The sequence below is a fragment of the Actinomadura sp. J1-007 genome (genome assembly GCF_009793335.1).
GTDB lineage: Bacteria > Actinomycetota > Actinomycetes > Streptosporangiales > Streptosporangiaceae > Spirillospora > Spirillospora yumaensis.
Genome location: NZ_WING01000003.1, coordinates 79,400 through 103,318, shown reverse-complemented (window position 1 = coordinate 103,318; position 23,919 = coordinate 79,400). Strand labels below are relative to the sequence as shown.

General features: G+C 70.7%; 22 protein-coding genes and 1 pseudogene. 12 read left to right on the top strand and 11 right to left on the bottom strand.

Annotated elements, in window-relative coordinates; all coding sequences use genetic code 11:
• Positions 1-3: 3 nt before the first annotated feature.
• The gene (locus GEV43_RS41785; protein ID WP_160826223.1) at positions 4-1,158 is read right to left on the bottom strand and encodes an NAD(P)/FAD-dependent oxidoreductase; all 1,155 of its coding nucleotides are present in this window, start codon (positions 1,156-1,158) and stop codon (positions 4-6) included.
• Positions 1,159-1,391: 233 nt separating this feature from the next.
• On the bottom strand, positions 1,392-2,084 hold the full coding sequence (locus GEV43_RS41780) for a TetR/AcrR family transcriptional regulator (protein ID WP_160826222.1): 693 nt from the start codon (positions 2,082-2,084) through the stop codon (positions 1,392-1,394).
• A gap of 186 nt (positions 2,085-2,270) precedes the next feature.
• On the opposite strand from GEV43_RS41780, the gene GEV43_RS41775 reads away from it, so the two are divergent.
• Together GEV43_RS41775 and GEV43_RS41770 are read left to right on the top strand one after the other, a co-directional pair.
• A complete protein-coding gene (locus GEV43_RS41775) occupies positions 2,271-3,077 on the top strand; it encodes an SAM-dependent methyltransferase (protein WP_160826221.1) in 807 nt (268 codons plus the stop codon).
• Between the two features lie 8 nt (positions 3,078-3,085).
• On the top strand, positions 3,086-4,111 hold the full coding sequence (locus GEV43_RS41770; RefSeq protein WP_206681659.1) for a hypothetical protein: 1,026 nt from the start codon (positions 3,086-3,088) through the stop codon (positions 4,109-4,111).
• 87 nt (positions 4,112-4,198) lie between these two features.
• Here the strand turns inward: GEV43_RS41770 and GEV43_RS41765 are convergent, their stop codons facing one another.
• The 3 genes and pseudogenes from GEV43_RS41765 to GEV43_RS52615 all read right to left on the bottom strand — a co-directional run.
• The gene (locus tag GEV43_RS41765; protein WP_160826220.1) at positions 4,199-5,575 is read right to left on the bottom strand and encodes an amidase; all 1,377 of its coding nucleotides are present in this window, start codon (positions 5,573-5,575) and stop codon (positions 4,199-4,201) included.
• A gap of 38 nt (positions 5,576-5,613) precedes the next feature.
• The gene (locus tag GEV43_RS52620; protein WP_241684462.1) at positions 5,614-6,084 is read right to left on the bottom strand and encodes a hypothetical protein; all 471 of its coding nucleotides are present in this window, start codon (positions 6,082-6,084) and stop codon (positions 5,614-5,616) included.
• 212 nt (positions 6,085-6,296) lie between these two features.
• Positions 6,297-6,497, bottom strand: a pseudogene (locus tag GEV43_RS52615) (helix-turn-helix domain-containing protein); the annotation flags it as partial.
• A 254-nt stretch (positions 6,498-6,751) separates the two neighbouring features.
• Here GEV43_RS52615 and GEV43_RS41755 point away from each other — a divergent pair.
• From GEV43_RS41755 to GEV43_RS41745, 3 genes are all read left to right on the top strand, one after another.
• A complete protein-coding gene (locus tag GEV43_RS41755) occupies positions 6,752-7,450 on the top strand; it encodes a type 1 glutamine amidotransferase domain-containing protein (RefSeq protein WP_160826219.1) in 699 nt (232 codons plus the stop codon).
• Positions 7,451-7,556: 106 nt separating this feature from the next.
• Complete coding sequence (locus tag GEV43_RS41750) at positions 7,557-9,080, top strand: NAD-dependent succinate-semialdehyde dehydrogenase (protein ID WP_160826218.1); 1,524 nt, start codon at positions 7,557-7,559, stop codon at positions 9,078-9,080.
• A 166-nt stretch (positions 9,081-9,246) separates the two neighbouring features.
• Positions 9,247-10,458: an adenylosuccinate lyase family protein gene (locus GEV43_RS41745; RefSeq protein ID WP_309240362.1), complete on the top strand. Its 1,212-nt coding sequence runs from the start codon at positions 9,247-9,249 to the stop codon at positions 10,456-10,458.
• Positions 10,459-10,641: 183 nt separating this feature from the next.
• Here the strand turns inward: GEV43_RS41745 and GEV43_RS41740 are convergent, their stop codons facing one another.
• Positions 10,642-11,568, bottom strand: a complete 927-nt coding sequence (locus tag GEV43_RS41740; RefSeq protein ID WP_160826217.1) for an NADP-dependent oxidoreductase — start codon at positions 11,566-11,568, stop codon at positions 10,642-10,644.
• Between the two features lie 72 nt (positions 11,569-11,640).
• Here GEV43_RS41740 and GEV43_RS41735 point away from each other — a divergent pair, with 72 nt between their 5' ends.
• Positions 11,641-12,021 (top strand): helix-turn-helix domain-containing protein, encoded by a 381-nt coding sequence (locus GEV43_RS41735; RefSeq protein WP_160826216.1) that lies wholly within the window; start codon positions 11,641-11,643, stop codon positions 12,019-12,021.
• Positions 12,022-12,062: 41 nt separating this feature from the next.
• Here GEV43_RS41735 and GEV43_RS41730 read toward each other — a convergent pair whose 3' ends face one another.
• Both GEV43_RS41730 and GEV43_RS41725 read right to left on the bottom strand, forming a co-directional pair.
• On the bottom strand, positions 12,063-12,509 hold the full coding sequence (locus GEV43_RS41730) for a nitroreductase family deazaflavin-dependent oxidoreductase (RefSeq protein WP_160826969.1): 447 nt from the start codon (positions 12,507-12,509) through the stop codon (positions 12,063-12,065).
• A gap of 209 nt (positions 12,510-12,718) precedes the next feature.
• Positions 12,719-13,372 (bottom strand): TetR/AcrR family transcriptional regulator, encoded by a 654-nt coding sequence (locus GEV43_RS41725; protein ID WP_160826215.1) that lies wholly within the window; start codon positions 13,370-13,372, stop codon positions 12,719-12,721.
• Positions 13,373-13,463: 91 nt separating this feature from the next.
• Between GEV43_RS41725 and GEV43_RS41720 the strand changes: the two genes are divergently transcribed.
• Positions 13,464-15,485, top strand: coding sequence for an AAA family ATPase (locus GEV43_RS41720; protein WP_309240265.1), 2,022 nt, complete (start codon positions 13,464-13,466; stop codon positions 15,483-15,485).
• Positions 15,486-15,883: 398 nt separating this feature from the next.
• Entirely contained in the window at positions 15,884-17,041 is a 1,158-nt protein-coding gene (locus GEV43_RS41715; RefSeq protein ID WP_160826214.1) for an MFS transporter, read from the top strand.
• A gap of 17 nt (positions 17,042-17,058) precedes the next feature.
• Here GEV43_RS41715 and GEV43_RS41710 read toward each other — a convergent pair whose 3' ends face one another.
• The gene (locus tag GEV43_RS41710; RefSeq protein WP_160826213.1) at positions 17,059-17,421 is read right to left on the bottom strand and encodes a hypothetical protein; all 363 of its coding nucleotides are present in this window, start codon (positions 17,419-17,421) and stop codon (positions 17,059-17,061) included.
• 66 nt (positions 17,422-17,487) lie between these two features.
• On the opposite strand from GEV43_RS41710, the gene GEV43_RS41705 reads away from it, so the two are divergent.
• Complete coding sequence (locus tag GEV43_RS41705; RefSeq protein ID WP_160826212.1) at positions 17,488-17,886, top strand: hypothetical protein; 399 nt, start codon at positions 17,488-17,490, stop codon at positions 17,884-17,886.
• A 230-nt stretch (positions 17,887-18,116) separates the two neighbouring features.
• Positions 18,117-18,974, top strand: coding sequence for an NAD(P)H-binding protein (locus tag GEV43_RS41700; RefSeq protein ID WP_160826211.1), 858 nt, complete (start codon positions 18,117-18,119; stop codon positions 18,972-18,974).
• A 228-nt stretch (positions 18,975-19,202) separates the two neighbouring features.
• Here the strand turns inward: GEV43_RS41700 and GEV43_RS41695 are convergent, their stop codons facing one another.
• The gene (locus tag GEV43_RS41695; RefSeq protein ID WP_160826967.1) at positions 19,203-19,835 is read right to left on the bottom strand and encodes a LysE family transporter; all 633 of its coding nucleotides are present in this window, start codon (positions 19,833-19,835) and stop codon (positions 19,203-19,205) included.
• Between the two features lie 909 nt (positions 19,836-20,744).
• Here GEV43_RS41695 and GEV43_RS41690 point away from each other — a divergent pair.
• Positions 20,745-21,419: a class I SAM-dependent methyltransferase gene (locus GEV43_RS41690; protein ID WP_160826210.1), complete on the top strand. Its 675-nt coding sequence runs from the start codon at positions 20,745-20,747 to the stop codon at positions 21,417-21,419.
• Positions 21,416-22,126 carry an NAD(P)-dependent oxidoreductase gene (locus GEV43_RS41685; protein ID WP_160826209.1) on the top strand — a complete coding sequence of 237 codons (711 nt, stop codon included), beginning with the start codon at positions 21,416-21,418 and terminating at the stop codon, positions 22,124-22,126. The genes GEV43_RS41690 and GEV43_RS41685 overlap by 4 nt, the downstream gene beginning before the upstream one ends.
• Positions 22,127-22,172: 46 nt before the next feature.
• On the opposite strand, the gene rox is transcribed toward GEV43_RS41685, so the two are convergent.
• Positions 22,173-23,726 carry a rifampin monooxygenase gene (rox, locus tag GEV43_RS41680; RefSeq protein WP_160826208.1) on the bottom strand — a complete coding sequence of 518 codons (1,554 nt, stop codon included), beginning with the start codon at positions 23,724-23,726 and terminating at the stop codon, positions 22,173-22,175.
• Positions 23,727-23,919: the final 193 nt, after the last annotated feature.

Here is a 23,919-nt window from a genome sequence, read left to right as displayed (position 1 = left end):
TTGTCAGGACGGGTCCGTGTCGGGCTCGGAGTGCGAGGCGAAGAAGGCGACCATGTCCTGCATGGCTCGCTCGCCGAACATCGTGTCCAGGCTGGTGGCGGACTCCAGGGCGACCTCGGCGCTGCGCGGGAAGAGCGTCTTCTCGTACGCGGTCAGGGCGGCCTCGGTGTCGCCGGGCTGCGCGGCGACGGCCAGGGCGAGTTCGGCGCCGTCGAGCATGGCCAGGTTGGCGCCCTCTCCCGCGAACGGGGACATCAGGTGCGCCGCGTCGCCGAGCAGCGTCACGCCCGGCACCCGGTCCCAGCGGTGCCCGACGGGCAGGGCGTGGATCCGGCGCGGGCCGATGGTGTCGGCGTCGGCGATCAGACCTCGCAGGTCCTCGGACCAGCCGTCGAAACGGGCGAGGATGGCGGCCTTGGCGGCGGCCGGGTCGGTGAAGTCGACCGTGTCCAGCCAGCCTTCGCCGACCTTGAGCGCGGCGTAGGCGTGCAGGCTGTCGTCGCTCTCCCGGTGCGCGAGGATGCCGCGTTCGTCGCCCAGGGCCATGAAGAACCCGCCGCCGACGACCGCCGCGCTGCGCGGGTGGCGGGCGTCGGCCTCGAACAGGTCGGTCTCGGCGAAGGAGACGCCGGTGTAGGCGGGCCGGGCGTCGGAGACCAGCGGCCGGACGCGGGACCAGGCGCCGTCCGCGCCGATCAGCAGGTCGGTGGTGATGGTCGCGCCGTCGGCGAACTCCACCTCGTGGCGGCCGTCGCCGAGCGCCCGCGCGCGGGCGACCCGCCGACCCCAGTGGACGGTGCCGGCGGGCAGCGAGCCGAGCAGCAGGTCGCGCAGGTCGCCCCGGTCCACCTCCGGGCGGCCTCGGGCATCGTCGTCCGGCTCGTCGACGAGCACGGTGGCGTCGGGGCTGAGCAGGCGCATCGCCTGCCCGCCCGCATGGATGATCTTGCGGAACCCGTCGTGGAGGCGGGCGGCGTGCAGCGCCTGCTGCCCGTTCTCCTCGTGGATGTCGAGCATTCCGCCCTGGGTCCGGGCGGCCGGCGAGTCCTCCAGCTCGAAGATCGCCGACTCGATGCCGTGGACGTGCAGGACGCGGGCGGCGGTCAGGCCGCCGAGCCCGGCTCCGATGATCGCGATCGGGACGTGATGGGTGCTCATGATTGCCTCCGATGGGACGGGAACGGTCTGCGGGCACCGGCGGAAATGGCGCCGGGACCGCGCGGAACGGCGAGGATCTGTGCGCACGGACCGGACGCACCGGAACGGTCGGCCGGGTGCGTACGTCACCCTCACCATAACGAACGCGTTCGTGCCGAACAAATTCCCAACGAACGTGTTCGCTTCGGCGCGTCCCGCACCCGGTGGCAGCGGACGGGCAGCCGGCCCGGACCTCAGCCCTGCGCGCCGGGGACGGGCGTTCCCACGATCCCGTTGACCAGGACGTCGAAGCTCCAGCGAAGCCGCTCCTCCGGGGAGCCGCCGACCAGGGCGGGCATGTGCGCGGCGATCGCCGGGTGCGTGTCCGCGGCGGCGTCCAACGCGTGTACGGCGGCGCTCCAGTCGTCCTCGGCGGCCGGGTCACGGTCCCGCGTCGACTGCTCGGCGGCGGTGGCCGTGGCGTCCTGGAGCAGCTTGTCCACGCCCCAGGCGACCTGCTCGGGCGTGGCGCCGCTGCGCGACAGCAGGTCGAGGATGCGGTTCACCAGGCGCAGGTAGTTCTCCCCGCTCGGCCGGGCGACCAGTGCGGACCGTGCGAGCTGCGGATGCTCCAGCAGCACCAGGGTGTAGGACCGCATCACCGCGCGGAGCCGCTCACGCCAGCCCTCGCCGCCGTCCCGGCCCGTCAGGTCGACCTCGCCGAGCAGGGCGTCCAGGACCGCCGCGTGCACCTCGGCGGTGTTGGCGACATAGACGTACAGCGACGCCGGGCCGGTGTCCAGTTCCTGGGCCAGGCGGCGCATCGTCACCTTCTCCAGCCCCTCCGACCGCATGACCCGGACCGCGGTCTCGATGATCCACCTGCGGGACAGGGCGGGCTTCGCCGGACGGTCCCGGCGGCTGATCGGCTCTCTCCTCGCACTCATGACGACGATCGTAACGAACGCGTTCGCCGGATCGGCGCTCCGTTCTGGGTGGAATCCGCCCACATACCCCCCTGTGAACGTGCAGGACCGGCCGACGTCGGCCATCGGGGTCGTCGGCCGCACGGAAACGGCCAGCGCGGACAGGATGGAGATCGGGAACCCAGCCGCCCGGATCGGAGCGCCCCCATGGCCGACAGCGCCGACCCGCCAGCGATCGACACGACCGTGCCGAGCTCGGCCCGCATCACCAACTACTGGCTGGGCGGGAAAGACCACTACCCGGTGGACCGCGAAGTCGGCGAAGCCATCGCCCGCATCCACCCCGACATCGTCGCGCTGGCACGCCAGGACCGGGCGTTCATCGGCCGTGCCGTCCGATTCCTCGCGCGGGACGCCGGTGTCCGCCAGTTCCTCGATATCGGCACCGGCCTTCCGACGATGGACAACACCCACCAGGTCGCGCAGCGCGTCGCTCCCGACGCGAAGATCGTGTACGTCGACAACGACCCGCTCGTCCTCGCGCACGCCCGCGCGCTGCTCACCAGCGCCCCGCAGGGGCGTACCGCCTACGTCGACGCCGACCTGCGCGAACCCGAGAACGTGCTCCATGCCGCGCGCGGCACGCTGGACCTGTCCGAACCGGTCGCCGTCATGCTGATCGGCGTCCTCCAGCACATCGTGGATGACGACGAAGCGACCTCCATCGTCCGGCGGCTCCTGGCGCCGCTCGCGCCCGGCAGCCACTTCGTCCTGGTCCACGACACCGCCGACTTCCACGGCCGCCGGGTCCTGGACGCCATGGACCGGTTCATGCAGGACGGCGGCCTCCCCATCTGCGCACGCGACCGCCGTCAGATGGAACGGCTCGTGGAGGGCCTGGAAATCCTGGAGCCCGGCATCGTCTCGACGTCCAGGTGGCGTATGGAGATCAACAGCCCCTGGGGCACGCCCGAACAGGTCGCCCACTACAGCGTCGTCGCCCGCAAACCCTGACCTCCGTCGTGATCACCGGAGCGGGGCGACCCGCTGGGCTGCGGCGGCGCGCCGCCGTGCTCGGCCTTGCCGCGCTGCTCGGCGTGCTCGCCGCGGCCCCGGCGGCCCTCGCCGCCCCGGACCCGGCCACCGCCCCGGCCCGTCCCGACCGCGCTGCCGGCAGCCGCCTGTGCGACGTGCGCGTCCTCGCCCACTTCGATCGGGCGGCGGGCCAGGTCGCCGAGAGCATCGCGCTGGAGCCCGGCGGCAGCGTGGTCATCGGCATGATCCCCGCCCGCCAGGTGGTACGGGTCGCGCGGGACGGGGCCGTCCGGGTACTCGCCACCATGCCGCTGCCTCCGGGCGGCGGCACCACTACCCCGATCGTCGGGGCCCCGGATGTCACCGGGGTAGCCCGGTCGGGCAGCGGCGCCGTGTACTTCCTCTACTCCTCCGGGCAGGGCGGCCTGACCGGGATCTGGCGGCTGAGCCGGTCCGGTGAGCCCCGGCTCGTCGTGCCGCTGCCCGCCGACTCGTTCCCCAACGCACTGGTCATCGACGGTGAGCGGCACCGCTTCCTGGTCACCGACTCCGCCGGCGGGCGCATCTGGCAGGCTCCGCTGAGCGGCGGCCGGGCCTCGGTGTGGTCGGCGGACCCGGCCCTGGCGCCCGCCGGCTTCTTCGGCGCCAACGGCATGAAGATCCACCACGGCGCCGTGTGGGCGTCCAACTCCGACCACGGCACCGTCGTCCGCATCCCGATGACCAAGGACGGTGGTTCCGGCCGTGCCGAGGTCCGGGCCACCGGGCTGGAGGGCATCGACGACTTCGACTTCACCGGCCGGGGCAACGAGATCCTCGCCGCGATCAACCAGAGCAGCGAGTTCGTGCGCGTGGACGCCGGCGGCGCCCGCGAGACCCTGCTGGACGCCGATGACGGCATGCAGGGGACCACAGCTGTCATCGTTCGAGGAAACCGGGTCTATGTGACCAACGGCGCGAACCTCGCCGGAAACGACCCGACCCTGATGCTCGCGAAGCTACAGCGGCACTGACGCGCCTGCGCGGGACCAGGGGACAGGTCCCATCCTCCAGCCGGTCGCCCTGACACGACCACTGGAGTCGGCTCGGTGGACCCTGGCTCAGAAGGCGGGTCGGTGGCCACGGACGGGGCTGACCTCCTCCAGGCGTTCCGCGAGGTCGAGGAGGAGGGACTCGGCCCACCATCGGCTGACCAGCTGGACGCCGAGAGGCAGGCCGTCGTGCGTGGCGCCGAACGGGAGCGCGACGGCGGGCAGGCCGGTCAGGTTGAACGGTACGGTCGCGCGCATCACCGCGCGGGCCGGCAGGGAGACACCGTCCACGTCGAGGCGGCTGCGGCCGTGAGGCGGCGCGGGAACGGGCGTCACGGGGCACAGCAGGACGTCGTGGTCGGCGAACCATGCGGCGAATCGCGTGCGCAGTCGCTCCACTTCGTGTTCGGCGGCGATGTAGTCGGCCAGCGGGACCTCGGCGGACTCCAGCGTGGCCGCGATGACCGGGTGCACCTCCGCCTCGCGGCCAGAGGTGACGGTGCGCAGGGCGGGCCGTACCTCTGCGGGGAACAGCGTCGCCGACAGCAGGGTGCAGTCTCGCTCGGCGAGCCATGGAAGCTCGGCCTCTCGGACGTCGTGCCCGAGCTCGGTCAGGGCCGTGGCCGCCGCGGCGACCGTGGCGGCGACCTGTTGACTGACCGGGCCGAACGCCGCGGTGGTCCAGCCGATGCGCAGCCGATGCCTGGCGCGGGTGCGGCCCGCGGTGGGCAGCGCCACGGCGTAGGGGTCGCTGCCGTCGGGCCCTTCCATGAGGGAGAGCGCCAAGCGCAGGTCGCGCACGCTGCGGGCCATCGGGCCGGCGTGCCACCAGCGGCGCGGCACGGTGGGAAAGTGGCCGGTCATCGGCACCCGGCCGTGGGTGGGTTTGATCGAGGCGATCCCTGTGTCGGCGGCGGGCCCGCGCACGGAGATGGCGACGTCGCTCCCGATGCCGAGGGGCGAGAGGCCGCTCGCGATGGCCGCCGACTCGCCGCCGCTGGAGCCCCCGGGAGTGCGCTGCGGGTCGTACGGGTTCAGGGACCTGCCGGTCAGGCGGTTGTCCGTCTCGGTCCAGTAGGACATCTCCGGCAGGTTCGTCTTGGCCAGCAGGATGCCGCCGGCCTGCCGGAGGCGGGCCACCGGGGTGGCATCGGTTTCGGGCACCCGGTCGGCGAAGAGCCTCGACCCCCAGGTGGTGGGCGCCCCGGCGGTGTCGAAGGAGTCCTTGACCGTGAAGGGGACTCCGCTGAGCGGGCCGCGGGCCGGTCGCGCCGCGGCGTGCAGAGCCTGCTCACCGAGAACGGTCACGAAGGCGTTCACTCGGTCTGCGACCGCCTCGATCCGGTCGAGATGGGCGGCCACCACCTCGACGGCGCTCACCGTGCCCGCTGAGATCAGGTTCGCGAGGCCGATCGCGTCGTGCCATACGAGATCGTTCGGCTCCATCGGTCCCAGGCCCTTCCTCCGTGACGAGCCGTTCTATGTCAGTCGTGTTCTTGTGCTGAGCCGGGCTGGGGTGTTCCGGCGCCGGTGAGGGTCCACATGGCCAGGAGGTCGAGTGCCTGCCTGGACGACGAGCCGGGCTCCGCGGTGTAGACGAAGAGGGTCGTGTCGGGGTCTCCCGGCGGGACCAACGTCTCGTACTGCACCGTCAGCTCACCGACCAGGGTGTGGTGGAGGCGTTTGGAGCCGTGCGTGCGCTGGTGGACCCGGTGCTTCTCCCACCAGTGATCGAATTCGGCGCTCTTTTCGCGCAGCTCTGCGATGAGCTCGTTCGTGACCTGATCGTCCGGGTCCCGTCCCGCCTCCAGACGCAGGCTCTCCACCGCGGCCCGTGCCTGGTCCTCCCAGTCGACGAACAAGGACTGGGGTTCCTCGCTGAGGAACATCCAGCGCGCGTAGTTGCGGTGGCGGACGGGCATCTGGTCGAAGTCGGTGAACAGCGCCTTGGCCATCCGGTTGCCCCCAGGACGTCGCTGCGGCGGCCGAGGACCAGCACCGGTTCGCCGTTGAGCGCGTCGATGAACTGGCGGAGACCGGGGCGGAGTCTCTGGACGCTTCGGTTGCGACGCCGCGACGGCGCGTCCGTCACTCCGACGAGGGTGTGCAGGTAAGCGCGCCCCGCCTCGTCGAGGCCCAGGGCGCGGCAGAGCGCGTCCACGACACCGGGTGAAGGGGAGACCGGGCGTCCTTGCTCCAGCCGGGCGTAATAGTCGGTCGATACTCCGGCCAGGCGGGCGACCTCTTCACGGCGCAGGCCCGGAACGCGCCGTGGACGGCTGTCCGGCGGAAGGCCGGCCTGCTCGGGATCCACTTGACCGCGGGCTTTCCGCAGGAAGTTCCCCAGCTCACGGTTGTTTCTGGCCATGCCAAGCAGTATCGCGGACGTGGGTGATTCCCGCGTGGCTCTCTCAGTCCTAGTCTTCCGCGTCCGCTGTCGCGTAGGGCCTGCTAGGGGCGTCCGTGAGGGCCGGGGGAGAGCCATGCTGGATGTACGGCCTCAGGGCGAGTGACAGGGGCGCGCTTATGTCCTCTGCCGCAATCGCGTAATGCCGGACCAACGGTTTTCCCGGAGTAAGCCGCCGCTTGCTCCGGACGGTTTTCCATGGGGAAGGAACTCGTATGAGTAAGGGCAAGGTTCTAATCGTCATGTCGGCTGCCGACGTGTGGGAGCGCACCGACGGATCGAAGTACCCGACGGGTTACTGGGCGGAGGAACTGGCCGCTCCGCACGAGAAGTTCGTGGAGGCCGATTACACGGTCGACTTCGCTTCTCCGGGCGGAGTGCTTCAGCCGCTGGACGAGCACAGCGCCGACCCGGAGGTCGCGGGGGAGGAGTGCGGTCGCCACGTGGCGCACGCCCAGAACGCGCTGAAGGAGTTCGGCCCGCTGCTGAAGCTCGACGAGATCGACATCGACGACTACGCCGCGGTGGTGCTGCCCGGCGGCCACGGCCCGGTCGTCGACCTCTTCCAGGACGCCGACCTGGGCCGTCTGCTGGCGAAGGCGGACAAGGACGGCAAGCCCATCGGCGCGGTCTGCCACGGGCCGGCCGCGCTGCTGAGCGCCAGGGACGAGGACGGCGGCTGGCTCTTCGCCGGCCGCAGGATGACGGCGTTCACCGACGAGGAGGAGCGGATGTTCGGCACGGCCGAGGGCGCTCCGTGGCTGCTCGCCTCCCGCCTGCGGGAACTGGGCGGGGTCCACGTCGAAGGGGCGGCCTACCAGCAGCACAACATCATCGACGGCAACCTCTTCACCGGCCAGAACCCCGCCTCCAGCGCCCGACTGGCCGAGGACATGATCGCCGCGCTGCGCTGACGCACCACGCGGCGCACGAAGGGCGGTCCGTTCACCCGTACGAGGTCCGCCCTTCGTGCGCCACCGGTGAACCAGCCAGACGGCGCACCGCAGAAGGAAGGGTTCCATGAAGACGATCACGCCGGACGACGTCATCGGCCGTGTGGAGAAGGGGCTGCTCATCGCCGGTCGGTGGCGGCCCGCGGCGGACGACGCCACGTTCGCGGTGCACGATCCGGCCACGGGCCGGCCGCTGTGCGAGGTGGCCGACGCCACGCCGGCCGACGCGGCGGCCGCCCTCGACGCCGCGCACGCGGCCCAGGCCGAGTGGGCGGCGGTCCCTCCCCGTCGCCGGGCCGAGATCCTGCGCCGCGCCCACGACCTCCTGCTGGAGCGCGTCGAGGAGTTCGCGCTGCTGATCACCGCGGAGATGGGCAAGTCCCTGGACGAGTCCCGGGCGGAGGTCCGCTACGGCGCCGGCTACCTGCGCTGGTTCGGCGAGGAGGCGGTGCGGATCGACGGCACCTGGAAGGTCAGCGAGGACGGCACCGCCCGCGTCCTGGTCACCCGCCAGCCGGTGGGGCCCTGCCTGCTGATCACCCCGTGGAACGCGCCGCTGGCGATGCCGGCCCGCAAGATCGGGCCTGCCGTGGCGGCCGGCTGCACCATGGTCGTCAAGCCCGCCCCGCAGACGCCGCTCACGACGGCGGCGCTCGCCGGCGTGCTCGCCGAGGCCGGCCTGCCCGACGGTGTGCTCAACGTCGTCCCCACCACCCGGGCCGCCGCGGTCACCGAACCTCTCCTCCGGGACGGCAGGCTGCGCAAACTGTCCTTCACCGGATCCACCCCCGTCGGGCGCCTCCTGCTCGCGCAGGCGGCCGGCACCGTGCTGCGCACCTCGATGGAGCTCGGCGGCAACGCACCGTTCATCGTGTGCGAGGACGCCGACCTCGATGCCGCGGTCGACGGCGCGATGACCGCCAAGCTGCGCAACATCGGAGAGGCGTGCATCGCCGCCAACCGCTTCCACGTCCACGCCGGTGTCGCCGAGGAGTTCACCCGGAGGCTGACCGCGCGCATGGAGGCGCTCACCCTCGGTCCGGGCACCGACCCGGCCACCGACCTCGGACCGCTGATCGACGAGCGCCAGCGCCGCCGCGTCGCCGGCCTGGTCGGCGACGCGATCGCCGCCGGCGCCCGGGTGCGGACGGGAGCGGTGCTGCCGGACGGCCCCGGCTACTTCTATCCCCCCACCGTGCTCACCGGCGTCCCCTCCGACACGCGGATCACCCGCGAGGAGATCTTCGGCCCGGTCGCGGCGATCCAGACCTTCACCACCGAGGACGAGGCGCTCCGCGCGGCCAACGACACCGAGTTCGGCCTCGTCGGCTACCTCTACACCCGGGACGTGAACCGGGCCCTGCGCATGAGCGAGCGGCTGGAGACCGGCATGGTCGGCCTCAACCGCGGCTACGTGTCCGATCCCAGCGCCCCGTTCGGCGGCATGAAGCAGTCCGGCATCGGCCGGGAAGGCGGCAACACCGGCATCGACGAGTACCTGGAGCAGAAGTACCTCGCCATCGACATGGCGCCTACCACGCGGGGGACCGGCGCCGCCGAGGACCGCGCGGAACCGGAGCACAGCCGATGAGCAGCACCGTCTTCGACTCCGCGCTGTTCCGCGACATGTTCGGAACGCCCCGGATGCGGGCCGTCTTCAGCGATGACACGTACCTGGAGACGGTGACCCGCGTCGAGGTGGCCCTGGCGCGGGCACAGGCCCGCGTCGGAGTCATCCCCGAAGCGCCGCGGACGCCATCGCCGCGGCCTGCGACCCCCAGCGGCTCGACCGTGAACGGCTGCGCCGCGAGGCCGACAACGTCGGATACCCGATCCTTCCCCTCGTCACCCAGCTCTCCGAGCAGTGCGGCGACGACGGCGGATACCTGCACTGGGGCGCCACCACCCAGGACATCATGGACACGGCGACCATGGTGCAGTGCGCCGACGGACTGTCCCTGATCAGCGACGCACTCGACGAACTCCGCGAACGGCTGCGCCGGCTGGCCGCCGCGCACATCGACACCGTCACCGCCGGACGGACCCACCTCCAGCACGCCCTGCCCATCACCTTCGGCTACCGTGCCGCGGTCTGGCTCTCCGCGCTGGACCGGCACGCCGAACGCCTCGCCGAGGTGCGACGACGCGACCTCATGGTGCAGTTCGGCGGCGCCGCCGGCACCCTGGCCTCCCTCGGTCCCGGCCCCGAGGGGCTGCGCGTGCGCGCCGAGCTCGCCGCGGAGCTGGGCCTGCGGGATCCGGAGATCACCTGGCACGTCGCACGCGACGGCCTCGCCTCGATCGTCGGACTCCTCGCCGCGATCGGCGCGTCCGTCGGCAAGATCGGCACGGACCTCGCCCTCATGTGCTCGACCGAGATCGCGGAGGCGGCGGAGCCCTACGCCCCCGGGCGGGGCGCCAGCTCCACCATGCCCCAGAAGCGCAACCCCATCTCCAGCGAGCTCATGATCGCCGCTGCCGGGCTTCTCCGGGAAAGGTCCTCGGCCATGCTGGACGCGGCGCTCCAGGACTTCGAGCGCGCCACGGGCCCCTGGCACATCGAATGGGCCGTCGTCCCGGAGACGTTCCTCCTCCTGTCCTCTTCTCTCGCCCAAGCCGTGCACGCCGTGTCCGGCCTGCGGATCGACACCGGGCGCATGCGTTCCAACGTCGACGCGACGGGAGGGCTCATCATGGCCGAGGCCGTCATGATGGCCCTCGCGCCTCAACTCGGCCGTCAGCGCGCCCATCACCTCGTCTACGCGGTATGCGCCCAGGCCGCGGAGAACTCGACCCCGCTCGTCGATGCGCTGCTGGAGCACCGGGACATCGTCGCGAGCCTCGGTGAACAGCGGATACGCGAGCTGTGCGACCCCGCCGCCTACCTCGGCAGCGCGAGGGCCATGACCCGTTCCGTCATAACCCGCTCCGACCGTCCCGAACCAGCGGACACAGCAGAACCTGCATAGCGCGCAGTTTCCATGGGTTCGCGCACGAAAGTGCATCCACTGCCGGGCCATATCCGGGTCAGCAGCTACCGCTGACTAACGTCCGCTGTCTCCCCGGGGGACGACTCTCGCCGGGACGACCCAGTCGGCGGCTACCGGCCGTTCGTCGGTGAGGGCCTCGCTCACTCGGGCTCCACGATGGGATCAGACGGTGAGGACGAGTTTGCCCTGGAGGTGGCCGGCGTCCAGCATCCGGTGCGCGTCGGCGACACGGTCGAACGGGAACGTTTCCTGCACGTGGACTTGGAGCTTGCCCTTTTCGACGAGTTCGACGAGACCTCGCAGGGCGACGGGATCGGGGTCGACCGCGATGCCGCTGAAACGCATACCGGCCGCCTCGTACTTGGCGATGAGCTCGGAGTCTCCCTCGGCGACCGCCGTCACCAGGTGGCCGCCTGGGCGTAGCACTCCGAGCGACCGTTCGACGGTGCCGCCGCCGAGCGTGTCGAGCACGACGTCGATGTCGCGGACCGCCTCGCTGAAGTCGACCGCCGTGTAATCGATCACCTCGTCGGCGCCGAGCCCCTCAACGAACTCGCGCTTGCTCCCGCCGGCGGTCGCGATCACGTACGCACCGAGCGCTTTCGCGAGCTGGATCGCGACGTGGCCGACCCCGCCGCCACCGCCGTGGACCAGCACACGGTCGCCCTTGGACACGCCGCCGAGGTCGACCAGGCCCTGCCACGCCGTCAGCCCGACGACCGGCAGCGCCGCCGCCTCGGCGTGCGAGAGCGACGCGGGCTTGCGTGCCAGGTGCAGCGCCGGCGCCGACACGACCTCGGCGTACGCGTTCGCCGCCCGGGGGAACAGCGGCATCCCGAACACCTCGTCGCCGGCCCTGAACCGCCACGTCTGCGGCGCCTCGACCACGCCGCTGATGTCCCAACCGAGGACGAACGGCGGCCGGCCGATCAGCGGGAACTCGCCGGCGCGCAGGCGCGCCTCCAGCGGGTTCAGCCCGATCGCCTTGACGCGTACCAGGACCTCGGTCGGGAGCGGCCGGGGCTCGGGCGCGTCCGCGATGGTGAGCACCTCGGGACCGCCGACCGTCTGCTGGGTGATGATTCGCATGACTCTCCTGGTTCTGATGGGGGAGAGGACCAGGCTATTTTTCCGATAGGAACCCGGAGGTACCTTGGCGTCATGAGCGGTTTCGGTCCGGGGGACCCCTTTCTCGCCGACTGCCCGGGGCGTCTGGCGGTCGAGTTGATCGCCGAGAAGTGGACGGTGGTCGTGCTCTACGGCCTCAGCAAGGGCCCGGTGCGCCACGGCGAACTGATCGAGTTGATCGGCGGCATCTCCCGCAAGATGCTCACCCAGACGCTCCGACGGCTTGAGGCGCACGGACTCGTCCGCCGCCACGCCTACGCCGAGGCGCCGCCCCGCGTCGAGTACGAACTCACCCCGCTCGGGGAGACGCTGATCGACCCGATCCACATGCTGACCGAGTGGGCGATGGCGAACGGCGACGCAGTACTCGATGCACTGGACGCCGCCTCCGAGCCGCTAGCCCATACCGACTGAAGCCCCCACCAGGGCACGGAACATCCTCTCCGCCACCGGCCCTACCGCGCGCACGGCTCCAGCACGAAGACGGGGATCAGGCGGTCGGTCGCCTCCTGGTATTCCGCGTACGCCGGATACGCGGCGACCGCGCGCTCCCACCACTCGGCCCTTTCGTCCCCGGATACCTCACGGGCCGTCATGTCCTGGCGTACGGCACCGTCCTGGAGTTCCACGTGCGGGTCGGACCTGACGTTGAAATACCAGTCCGGATGACGCGGAAAGCCGCCCTTCGACGCCACGGCCGCATACCGTCCCTCGTACTCCACGCGCATCAGCGGAATCTTACGAATCCTGCCGCTCCGCGCACCGCGCGTCGTGAGAATGACGACGGGAAGGCCCGTGTCCCAAAGCGTCGTTCCCCGCGTGCCGCCGGAACTCTCGTACAGCTCGACCTGTTCGCGTATCCACTGAGCCGGACTCGGCCCGTACTCGCCCTCAAGAGGCATGGCGGCCACCCCGTCGTCGCTTGCGGATGATGCTGCACAGTCCAGCCGTTCCACCGCAAGTGCCCTGGTCCGAGCGCTCTGACGCGAGCCCTTAACGGAACACCTTTCCCAAGGTCGCTCTTAGCGCCACCGACTCCTGCCAGCCTCCGAATTCGGAGAAGAAGTCGGAGCGAACGGGGGCGTCCCGGTTGGGCCCGTGGCGTCGCGGTTTACGCCGTCCCAGGTGGATCAACCGCTGCGGCCCAGGTGGCGTCCAGGATGTCGAAGGCACGGTGGGCGGCGGCCAGCGCGGCGGGGTGGGCGGCGTCGGCGCTCAGTCCCTCGTCCAGCCGCCGCCAGTTGTCGCGCGCCAGGACGCGGATCACCGCGACGATCTGGGCTGCGGCCAGCCTGGCGGTCAGGTCGTCGAGGTCGGCGCCGGGATGTTCGGGGAGAGCGGCGGCCAGGGCCTCCTGCTCGGCGTCGGCGTGCTGGGACAGGCGGGCCAGCAGGCTCGGCGTGGAGAAGACCATCCGGTGGTAGCCGAGCACCTGAGGGTGGTCGTTGAGCCCGGTGACGGCATCGCGCCGCGCGAGGCCGTCGGTGAAGTGGCGGCGCAGGGCCACCAGCGGCGGGTCGGCGGGCGCGGCCCGGACGACCCTGGCGTACTCGCCCCGGTGGTCGGTGATCCGGTGCAGGACCAGATCCTCCTTGGTGGCGAAGTACTTGAACAGCGTCGGCTTGGAGACCTCGGCGGCCGCGGCGATGTCCGCCACGGGCACCCGTTCGAAACCGCGTTCCAGGAAGAGCGCGATCGCCGCGTCCGAGATCGCCTGATGAGTACGCATCCGCTTGCGCTCGCGCAGCCCCGGCTCGCCCGTCATGCGCCCAACTTAGCAGTCTTGAAACTCGGTAAGCTATTTGACTCAGTATATACATTGACCGAGTTAAGCAACCTCGAACCAGGAGGCTTCAGTGACCGACGACGGGCTGGAGGCGGAGCGCGCGCATGCAGCCGCCGCACGCGACGGGCTCGAACGCATGGTGGAAGCGGCCCGTCACCAGGTAGAGATCGGCCAAGGGGCGGGCGCGGACCGGTACGCGCTCGAATCCCTGGGCCGTCTGCTGAAGAGCAACCTCAAACGGCTCGCGGAGGAGCCGGACGGGCCGCCCTTCTTCGGACGGCTCGACTTCAGCCCAGACGCCGCCACCGGTGACGCGGGCCATGCAGGCCGCCGGTACTACATCGGGCGGCGGCACGTTCCGGGCGGTCCGGAGCGTCCGCCGCTCGTCCTCGACTGGCGTGCGCCGGTGGCGAGGGCGTTCTACCAGGCGAGCCCGGGGGAGCCGCAGGGTGTGGCGCTGCGTCGCAGGTTCGGCTGGGACCTCAGCGGTCCTGCGGTGCTCACCGGGTTCGAGGACGAACGGCTCGACGGCGGCGAGCATCATCGGCGCAGCGGCATCGTGCACGCGGAGGTCGCGCGTCCTCGGCAGGGGCCGATGCGCGACATCGTCGCCACGATCCAGCCGGAGCAGGACGAACTCGTCCGAGCGGACCTCGATGAGTCGATCTGCATCCAGGGCGCGCCGGGCACGGGCAAGACCGCCGTCGGTCTGCACCGCGCCGCGTTCCTCCTCTACAACCACCGCAAGCGGCTGGAACGCAGCGGTGTGCTCATCGTCGGGCCCAACCCGGCGTTCCTGCGCTACATCGCCGCCGTTCTCCCGGCTCTCGGCGAGACAGACGTGGAACAGACCACCCTGAACGGGCTCCTCTCGCGCACACCCGTCCGAGCCGAGGACACGGAGGCCGCGGCGCTCGTCAAGCACGACGCACGGATGGCGGACGTGCTCCACCGGGCGCTGTACGCCGGAGTGGTCGCCCCTGAGGAAACACTCGTCGTACCGGATGGCGCCTATCGCTGGCGGATCTCGACCGAGGAACTGTGTGCGATCGTCACCGACGTTCGCAGCGAACAGGTTCCCTACGGGACCGGACGCGAGCGCGTGCGGGCCCGCGTCGTCGCGCTTGTGCAGCGGCAGGCGGAACGCCGCGGCCGTCCAGTGAACGGGGCGTGGCAGCGCAAGCTGGGCCGAAGCGCCCCCGTGAGCGCCTTCCTCGATCGGGTCTGGCCACGCGTCAAGCCAGAGGATCTCGTCGCGGCTCTGCTCGGCGACGGGCAAGGGCTCGCGCGAGCGGCGGACGGCGTCCTCACGACGGCGGAACAAGCGGCGATCCGTTGGAACCGTCGCCGTTCCGCCAGGTCAGCGCGCTGGACGGCGGCGGACGCGGTGCTCGTGGACGAGGCCGCCGGCCTCATCGAACCTGATCGCGGCGCGGGACACGTCATCGTCGACGAGGCTCAGGACCTGTCGCCGATGGAGTGCCGGGTGATCGCCCGGCGAACCGGGCGCGGGTCCATGACCGTCCTCGGCGACCTGGCGCAGGGCACCACACCGTGGGCCGCGCGCGGCTGGACCGAACAGCTCACGCACCTGGGCGTGCCGAAGGCGCGGATCGTTCCCCTGGCCGAGGGGTTCCGGGTGCCGGGTGCCGTCCTCGCCCTGGCCAACCGGGTCCTTTCCGCACTGGACGCCGACGTGCCGCCCGGCCGGTCCATGCGCGACGACGGCGAAGTCAGTTACCGCAAGGCGACCGTCCTCGCAGAGGAAGTGGTCGCCGCCGCCCGTGACGCCCTCGCGCGCGACGGCGCGGTCGGCGTGATCGCCGCCGACGACACGATCGGGCCGCTCGAAACGGCGCTCCGCGCGGCAGGGCTCGATCCGGGGGAGCCGGCCGGCGAGGCCCGGCTGTCACTGGTCCCCGCGAGCGTCGCGAAGGGCCTGGAGTACGACCACGTGATCGTCGCGGAACCCGCCGGGATCGTCACCGCAGAGCCGCGCGGCGCCAACCGCCTCTACGTGGTGCTCACCCGAGCAGTGTCACGCCTCGACATCGTCCATGCCCAGCCCCTCCCCGCGCCCCTCACCACCTGAGCCCGCCCCGCCCCGGGCCAAGCGAAGACGCACTCGAACGGCCCCGTACCTCCCAACCCCGCCGACAATCTCCCAGCCGACCAACCGCGATGCGCCTGAGGGGACTGCCGGGTCGGCCATATTGTCCGCCCCCGCCCGCTCCCTCGCCCCCGCCCGCGCGGTCGCAGCCGGGCGCTGCCGAACCGCCAGCCCTCCCCGCACTAGATCGGCTGGCCCTATCCGTCGCGGCCCCGGTCTGCGGCGGTTGGACGGGCCGCTGAGGCCCGTGTTAATCCCTGGATCCGGCAGGCCGTACGCGGGAAGGGATCGCCGTGGACGAGGCGCACTGCGAGACACCGACCCGTGCGATCAGTGCGCGGAGACCGATCAGTTCCCCAGTGGTACGGGCCCGTCTGGCAGTGAGCCTGCTGTACGTGATCATGGGCCTGATGGTCGGCGGTTGGGGTGCCCGCGTTCCGGAGATCAGGGAACGGGTGGGCGCCGGCGAGGCCAGTTGGGGTCTGGCGAACAGCGTGTCCGCGGTCGGGGATGTCGTCGCCCTGGGCCTGGTGGTCGTTCTGGTCGGCCGCGTGAACGCCCGCCGGATGTCGCTGGTCGGAGCCATGGGCGTGGTGCTGAGCGCTCCGTTCCTCGGGTTCGCCCCCACCCTGTCGGCCGTCGTGGCCGCCCTTCTCGGCTGGTATTCGTGTGCCCAGTTGATGGCGACGCCGATGGGCGCACAGGCCGTGGAGGTACAGCGGCGATATGGCAGGCCGCTGCTCGCCTCGTTCAACGCCTGCTTCAGCATCGCGGTGTTCGCAGGCGCGGGTCTGGGGGCCGGTGCGGCGGCGATCGGGTTGCGGCCGGGTATCCAGTTCGCCGTGACCGGTGCCGTTCTGGGGGTTCTTCTGTTGATCACTGGGCGCTGGCTGCCGGGTGAGCCTCCTCCGCCGGCGCGCCGCGGGACGCGCCGCACGCGGATCCGCGATCGTCTCACCCCTCAACTGCGCCTGATCGCCCTGCTGTCGTTCCTGTCCGGCTTCGTCATGAGCGTCAGCACACAGTGGAGTGCGCTGTACGTCGCGGACGAAGCCAGGGCGGGGGCGGCGTTGGGCGGGGCTTGCTACGCGGTTATGTCCGTAGCGGGAGTCCTGGCTCTGCTGGCCGGTGACAGGCTGACCGCACGCGTCGACCGGCGAGTGCTCTTACGGGGGACCTCCCTCCTCGCGGCGGGTGGGCTGGCGCTCGCCATCGTCGCCGGCACGCCGGTGGCCGCTATGGCCGGCCTGACGGTGTTCGCGATCGGCATCGCGGGTACCAGCCCGATCATCGACGGGTTCGCCGCACAGCAGCCGAACGTGACGGCCACCGAGGGGATCTCGGTCTCGGAAGCGGGCCAGATGCCCGGCTTCTTCATCTCCCCGGCGCTGATCGGAGCCCTCGCCGGAACGGTGGGCCTGAAATACGCGCTAATACTGCCCGTGCTGACACTGACCGGCACAGCACTGCTCGCCGCCCGTCTCAAAGCCACCCCTGGTTCGGTGTACTCCGACGGCGCAAGCACCAGCGGCCGCTGACAGGCCTGGGTGGCGGGTTAGGGGCGCAGACTCTCGGTCTGTGGGTCGTAACAGACGAGGCCGTGCTGTTGGGCGAGCTCGGCGACGAACACGGAGGCCTCGTCGGCCAAGCTGTGAACCATGTTGAGGTAGGCGATCGGGCCGTTGGCCTGGTCCATCAGGGGACTCATCGCCCAGGGAACCTCTTCGGCTTTCCCGGTTTCAGGCCAGCGCGCCAAGAGAGCGTGGACGTAGGCGCGGATGCGCGGCGTGGGCGGTTCGTCGTTGAGGTCCATCACGTCCATATGCGCCTGGAAGACCATATGCGCCTGGAAGACAATGCCGGCTATCGCATCGTCGGAGGGACGCTCGCCCTCCCAGATCGCCACATCGTAAGTCATGTGCCGTCTCCGGAGCCGAGGTGTTCACGTCATGTCGCCCTGATTGTCCCCGGCTAGGGTGACGGAATGGGAGCCGGTAGAAGCCGCCGTCTGCTGATCGGTGACGAGGTCTACCGCTGGCGGGTCGGGCATCGGCACGCGCGTGGGACGGATGAGACGGGCAGTCCGGGATACGACTGCGCGGAGACACTCGCGATCTGGCGCGAGGGCGAGCGCGGGAAGATCCGGTTCGTCTTCGAGAACGGGCCGGGACGGCTCGTTCCCGACGGATCCTTGCACTCGGGCGCCGTCCTGCGTCTCACCGGGCAGGGCAGGCCCGACACCTACCTGAACCTCAACCGGCCCGGAACCGTCCGCGCGCTGCTGGACGAGGCATTGGCGTGCGGCGCGACGTTCGACGCCCCTGTCGACCTCGACGGCTGGAACCTGATCCATCTCGTAGCGGCACGTCTCGGCCCGACCTGACCCGACGGCGGGCGCCCCGATCTCTGTCCGCACTCCGGACGCGATGTTCTGGAACGAGACGCGGAGCCTGGAGGGGCGCGATGTCTGCCCGACACAAGTCATCGGCGCCTGGCACGTCCCCACGAATGCCCAGGTGGGAACGTTCTATATGCGGAGTCGGCCGGATCCGCCCTACCGTCCTTGGCAGCGGGCCCGCACCCATCGTTCGTTCCACAGAGAGAGGTTTGTCCATGACCATCCTGGTTACTGGAGCGACCGGCACCGTGGGCAGGCACGTGGTCGATCGGCTCGTCGAGGCCGGACGGCCGGTGCGGGCGCTCACCCGCAACCCGCAGATGGCCGGGCTGCCCGACGGTGTCGACGTCGTCAAGGGCGACCTGAACCGTCCGGGCGACCTGGCGTTCGACGGTGTGCAGGGCGTGTTCCTGATCCCGGGCATATTCGGCCCAGAGGACGCGACCGGCCCGGCGGAGGCGTTCGTCAACCGCGCCGCGGCGGCAGGGGTCAGCCGGATCGTGTCGCTGACCAGCTCTGGCATCACGAGCCGACGGGCCGGCTTCTACGCGACGCTGCGGGCGGTGGAGGAGCTCGTCGAGAAGTCCGGAGCCGCTTGGACCCACGTACGGCCCGGCGAGTTCGCCATCAACAAGCTCGACTTCTGGGCCGAGTCCATCCGCACGGAGAACGTCGTCCGCAATGCCTATCCCGACGGCGTCGGCGTGCCGATCCACGAGGCCGACATCGCCGAGGTCGCCACGATCGCCCTGCTGGAGGACGGGCACGCGGGCCGGGCGTACGACCTGACGGGACCGGAGGCGCTCACGCACCGGGAGCAGGTGGAGGCGATCGGCACCGGGCTCGGCCGTGCGATCGCGTTCGAGGGACTGACGTACGGGCAGGCCCGCCACGCCTACATCGAGGCCGGGCTCCCAGCGGAGGTCGCCGACTTCATCTTGGGCTACCAGGCCGAGTACGCCGAGGAACCCCCATCGGTCTCACCCACGTTCGAACAGGTCACCGGCAGAAAGGGCCGCACGCTCGCGCAGTGGGCGGCCGACCACGCGGCTGAACTGGCCCCAGCCGCCTGACGATCGGGGGAGAAGGCCGGGGCGGTGCTGCGGGGTCACGGCCCGCCGCACCGCCCCGCCCGTTGGCGCCTCCTGCGAGCGTTGGGCCTTCGTCACGGCGTGCGGCGTTGGCGCTGATGGGGCCTGTTGCAGTCGAGCCGTGTTGGTTAGGGAGCCGTTCTAGCGAGTGCGGGCAGGGGCTGACCGTCCCGAACGGACGGCGACCGGTGTGGCGCGCGAGCAGAGGGGTCATGCCGATAGGAGTGCGTTCGCTGCTAGTGCGCCGATGGCCAGGCTGGAAACGAGGCCCGTTACGACGCGGCCGCGGTGCCCTGTGATGAACCGTCCCAGCATGGCCCCGCTGACGGCCAGCAGGACGAACCAGCTGGCCGATGCGGTGAAGATCGCTGCGATGTAACCGCACTGGGTGGCGGCGGTGACGTTGGCGGTGTCGTCGCGGCTGAGCACGAGGCTGGTGAAGTAGATGATCGTGTACGGGTTGAGCAGCGTCATCCCGAGGAAGCCGGCGTAGGCGCCTGCGGAGCGGGTCAGGACGGCGGGGTGGATCGGCGCTTGGGCGCTGCTTTCCTGGCGGCGTCGGAAGGTCGTTATGGCGATGCGGACGGCCAGGGTGGAGAGCACTAGGGCGGCGAGCCATTTCAGGGGCTGGGTAATGGGTTCGACCAGGTGCGCGGCGGCTGCGCCGCCCAGGACCGCTGTCAGCGCGTAGAGGCCGTCCGCGGTGGCGATGCCCAGGGCCGCTGCGATGCCCACACGAAGTGAGGTGTGAGCGGCCAGGCTCACCATCAGCGCCGCGATGGCGCCGATGGGAAGCGCGAGCGCGTAGCCGGCGGCGAGGCCAGAGAGGATCGATTCGGTCATGTTGTGCACGCGGTCCCTGTCTTTGATCGGCGCGGTTCCGTACGGGTGGTGCCAGGGCGTTGGAGCCGCGTGCTTCATGGGGACGAATCGTCGGCCGGGGTGGCGTTTGGGGCGCGGGTTGGTCGCTTGCGTCGTCCGGCAATGAGCGGGGAGGTGATCGTCAGCGCGTATATGCCGAGGGTCGGCCAGCAGAGGCGGCCGTGCCCGTGGTGGTGCAGCGGCAGGAAGACGGGTGGACGGCGTCCGCAGCCGCGGGAGGACCCCGCAAAGAGCAGGGACGCCAGCAGATCATGCGCCGACAGCACCGAGGCCAGGTGGGAACGTGACGGTGGCCGGACGGCACCCGGCGGGTACGGCGGGCGCGGATTGCGGGTGGATGCGGCCGCTACCGCGGCGTGCATGTGGAATGCGTCCGGGCGGGTTCGGCCCGTTCGGACGTGGTCAGCGCAGGAGTTTTCAGGCACTGCGGTGGTCTCCCATAGCGGGACGCGCCCACCGCGAGCCAGCAGGTCAGCCGGTGGGCGAAGCGAAGTGGTCGGCGTCTGGCGCGCATGCCAAGGCGCGCCGCAGAGTTGCGGCGTTCACCAGCAGCGCCTCCAACACTTCGCCGGGAAACCACCCGGCACCTCAGGCCATCCTCACCCGCGCTTTCCCGGCCTTCAACCCCTGCCGTTCCGAGGACCAGGCGAGCGCACCGGTTCCTTTTATGCGGTGACGAGGGTTACCTGGGGACGCGCCGTTGCCTGCGGGGCAGATGGCCCTGGGGTGCAGAGGTGTCCGGTTCGGTTCGGGGGCCTGGTGGAGGTGGGAGGTTGGCGGGAAGGGGGTTGGGGGGAGGGGGCCCAGCGGGGCTTGATGATCTTGTTGGTACTGTCGCGGCAAGAGCGAGCAGCGGACGGTATGGGTCACATGATCTTGACGAACATCACCCGGCGCTACACCCGCATCGACTCCTGGTTCTACGACCGTTTCATCGCCGATGCCGTGCTGGCCGGCACGGCGTCTCTCGTCGAGGACATCGTCGCCGCGGTCCCTGCTGGCGGTTCGGTTCTGGAGGTCGGTTCCGGCGGTGGTCAGTTCGCCGTACGGCTCGCCGAGGCCGCTCCCGCTCTGCGCATCACCGGCGTGGACCTGTCCCGCGAGCAGGTGAGCCGGGCCGCGCAGCGTGCTCGGCACCAGCCCAATGTCAGCTTTCAGGCGGGGTCGGCGCTTGACCTCTCCTTTCCCGCCGACCGTTTCGACGCCGCCGTCAGCATCGGGTCCATCAAGCACTGGCCCGACCAGGCCAAGGGCGTCGCCGAGATGCTCCGCGTCCTGCGTCCTGGCGGCCTGCTCCTGGTCGTGGAGGTCGATCGCGGGTGCACGTTGCGTGATGCCCGGTCGTTCGTGGCGCGGTTCAGGACCCCTCGCCCCCTGCGTGCTCCCGCCCTGATGGGGTTCCGTACCTATATCGCAGGTCAAGGGCTTGATCTGGACGATGCGCGCAAGCTCGTCGCACCGCTTGCGTTCACCGATTCGCGCGTCGAACGCACACCCGCCGATCCGATGCTCCTCATCTCCGGCACCAAGGCGGGCTCGTCATGAGGCTCGCCGTGTTCGGGGCCACCGGCCGGACGGGGCGGTGCGTCCTTCAGCAGGCCCTGGACGGCGGTCACCAGGTGACCGCGTTCGTCCGCGATCCGTCGAAGCTGTCGATCGACCATCCCGCCCTGACGGTGTCGACGCAGCCGCTCGACGATCCGACGGCCCTCGCCGCTGCCTTGGCCGACCACGACGCCGCGGCCTCCGCGCTGGGACCGAACACGTCCCGCCAAGCCCGCGCCGCGATCACCACTACGCTGACCCGGCACATCATCAAGGCCCTGACCGAGTCCGGCACCCGGCGTTTCGTGGCCGTCAGCGCCGCGCCGGTGGGTCCCGTTCCTCCCGATGAGCCCTTCCTGGGCCGCAAGCTCTTCATTCCCTTGATCAAGGCGGCATTCGCCCCTGTCTACGCCGATCTGGCGACCATGGAGGCCGAGATCCGCGCCAGCGCCCTTGCGTGGACGATCGTTCGCCCGCCGCGCCTGACCAACGGCCGTGGCCGCAACTCCTACCGTCAGGCCTCGAAGCCAACCTGCCCAAGGGCCATCAGATCTCCCGCTCCGACCTGGCCCACGCCGTCCTGGCCTTCATCCAAGACCCGCCACAACGGAACAGACCATCGGCATCGCCTACTGACCAGGCAGCATCCCCGTGGTGCTCTTCCGCCACCTCGTACGCCGAGCCTGGCGGTAGAGCACCACGGCTGATGCTTCCGTTGGTCAGTCGCTGTGCCTCACGGGCCTTTTCGGTTGCTCAGGCGAAGTCACGCCGGGGCTTGCCGAACCAGCGGGAGAGGTGGTCGTCCAGGTCCCGCTGGTCGTCGCCGATCCAGGCGACGTGGCCGTCGGGACGGAGCAGGAGGCACGGAACGTCCAGTGCCGCAGTGGGATCGGCGAGGTAGTCGACCCGGTCCGACCAGCCGCCGACGGTCAGGCGTTCGGTGCGGTCCAGCAGCAGGCCGCGGCCGCGGTGCATCAGGTCGTAGAGGCGGCCCTGTTTCACGTCGATGTCGCGCAGGCGGCGGCCGAGCAGGTCGGGTCCTTCGCCGAAGTCGTAGCGGATGCCGGTCGCGGTGATCTTCTCGATCAGGTGGCGGTTCACCTCGTCGAAGTCCATCAGTTCGGTGAGCAGCCTGCGCACGGCCTGCGGGCCCGGTTCGGTGGACGACAGTTCCATCTGGGCGCGTGTGTTGTCGAGCACGTCCTCGGCGACCGGATGGCGTTCGGCGTGATAGGTGTCCAGGAGTGTTTCCGGCGCCCAGCCGCGGATCTGCGCGGCCAGTTTCCAGCCGAGGTTGAACGCGTCCTGAACGCCCAGATTGAGGCCCTGTCCGCCGGTGGGCGGGTGGATGTGCGCCGCGTCGCCGGCCAGCAGCACCCGGCCGACCCGGTAACGTTCGGCCAGCCGGGTCGCGTCGCCGAAACGGGACAGCCAGCGCGGGGAGTGCACGCCGAAATCGGTTCCGGCGATGGCGCGCAACTGTTGTTTGAAATCCTCAAGGGTGGGCGGTTCCGTGCGGTCGCTGACTCCCGCGGCGGGGACCACGACGCTGTAGACGCCTTCGCCGAAGGGCCGGAGCCAGAATCGCTGATGGGTCTCTTTGAGTTCGGCGACTTTGGCGGCGATCTCCTCCTGCGGCACTCCCACTTTCATCTCGCCCATCAGCGTGTCGGTACGCGAGGGCTCGCCGGGGAAGCCGACGCCGAGCAGTTTGCGCACCGTACTGCGCGCGCCGTCACAGCCGACGAGGTAGCGCGAACGCAGCCGTTCGCCGTCGGACAGTTCGACGGTCACGCCCTCGTCGTCCTGCGCGAAGCCGGCCACGGCGCAACCGTGCCGGACCTGCGCCCCGAGTTCGGACGCGTGTTCTTCAAGCAGGCGTTCGATGACCGGCTGGCGGATGCCCAGCAGGTAGGCGTGCGCGGAATCCAGGTCCTTGGGCGCGGGCTTGGCGATGGCGGCGAAGAAGCCGGCGGCCGGACGCTTCCTTCCGTGTGGGAGAACGCGGTCCAGCAGCCCGCGCATCGCCATCAGTTCGAGACTGCGGATGTGCAGGCCGACTATGCGGACGAACGACTTGGGCTCGGTCTCCTTCTCCAGAACGAGTACCCGCACGCCGTGCAGCCGTAGTTCGGCGGCCAGCATCGCACCGGTCGGCCCGCACCCGGCGATGATCACGTCGAATACGAGGGGAGTGCGATCGGTGCCGGAGGTCCGCGACCGGGTTTCGGGGACGTCGCCCGCTGTGGAGTCGCGCTCGACCGTGTCGTTCGACGACGGCTCGGCGGTGAACTGCGGAGAGTGCATAGGTGTTGCCTTTCGGGAGTGCCTTGTTGGCGGGGCGCTCCCGGCGACACCTATGTCAATCGCCCGTCCGTGACCGGAAGGGGGAGCACCCACATCGCTACAGCGTTCATGGGTCTCACCTCCTCGGGCGGCGTCACGGACGACTGCAAGCTACAAGCCCGATCCTCATCCCGTCCAACCCTTTTCCGGCAAC

What these genes read in the sequence shown, in the direction of transcription:
- GEV43_RS41785 (WP_160826223.1), bottom strand. Translation starts at nt 1,158, where the DNA reads ATGAGCACCCATCACGTCCCGATCGCGATCATCGGAGCCGGGCTCGGC.
- GEV43_RS41780 (WP_160826222.1), bottom strand. Translation starts at nt 2,084, where the DNA reads ATGAGTGCGAGGAGAGAGCCGATCAGCCGCCGGGACCGTCCGGCGAAG.
- GEV43_RS41775 (WP_160826221.1), top strand. Translation starts at nt 2,271, where the DNA reads ATGGCCGACAGCGCCGACCCGCCAGCGATCGACACGACCGTGCCGAGC.
- GEV43_RS41765 (WP_160826220.1), bottom strand. Translation starts at nt 5,575, where the DNA reads ATGGAGCCGAACGATCTCGTATGGCACGACGCGATCGGCCTCGCGAAC.
- GEV43_RS52620 (WP_241684462.1), bottom strand. Translation starts at nt 6,084, where the DNA reads ATGGCCAAGGCGCTGTTCACCGACTTCGACCAGATGCCCGTCCGCCAC.
- GEV43_RS41755 (WP_160826219.1), top strand. Translation starts at nt 6,752, where the DNA reads ATGAGTAAGGGCAAGGTTCTAATCGTCATGTCGGCTGCCGACGTGTGG.
- GEV43_RS41750 (WP_160826218.1), top strand. Translation starts at nt 7,557, where the DNA reads ATGAAGACGATCACGCCGGACGACGTCATCGGCCGTGTGGAGAAGGGG.
- GEV43_RS41740 (WP_160826217.1), bottom strand. Translation starts at nt 11,568, where the DNA reads ATGCGAATCATCACCCAGCAGACGGTCGGCGGTCCCGAGGTGCTCACC.
- GEV43_RS41735 (WP_160826216.1), top strand. Translation starts at nt 11,641, where the DNA reads ATGAGCGGTTTCGGTCCGGGGGACCCCTTTCTCGCCGACTGCCCGGGG.
- GEV43_RS41730 (WP_160826969.1), bottom strand. Translation starts at nt 12,509, where the DNA reads ATGCCTCTTGAGGGCGAGTACGGGCCGAGTCCGGCTCAGTGGATACGC.
- GEV43_RS41725 (WP_160826215.1), bottom strand. Translation starts at nt 13,372, where the DNA reads ATGACGGGCGAGCCGGGGCTGCGCGAGCGCAAGCGGATGCGTACTCAT.
- GEV43_RS41710 (WP_160826213.1), bottom strand. Translation starts at nt 17,421, where the DNA reads ATGACTTACGATGTGGCGATCTGGGAGGGCGAGCGTCCCTCCGACGAT.
- GEV43_RS41705 (WP_160826212.1), top strand. Translation starts at nt 17,488, where the DNA reads ATGGGAGCCGGTAGAAGCCGCCGTCTGCTGATCGGTGACGAGGTCTAC.
- GEV43_RS41700 (WP_160826211.1), top strand. Translation starts at nt 18,117, where the DNA reads ATGACCATCCTGGTTACTGGAGCGACCGGCACCGTGGGCAGGCACGTG.
- GEV43_RS41695 (WP_160826967.1), bottom strand. Translation starts at nt 19,835, where the DNA reads ATGACCGAATCGATCCTCTCTGGCCTCGCCGCCGGCTACGCGCTCGCG.
- GEV43_RS41690 (WP_160826210.1), top strand. Translation starts at nt 20,745, where the DNA reads ATGATCTTGACGAACATCACCCGGCGCTACACCCGCATCGACTCCTGG.
- GEV43_RS41685 (WP_160826209.1), top strand. Translation starts at nt 21,416, where the DNA reads ATGAGGCTCGCCGTGTTCGGGGCCACCGGCCGGACGGGGCGGTGCGTC.
- rox (WP_160826208.1), bottom strand. Translation starts at nt 23,726, where the DNA reads ATGCACTCTCCGCAGTTCACCGCCGAGCCGTCGTCGAACGACACGGTC.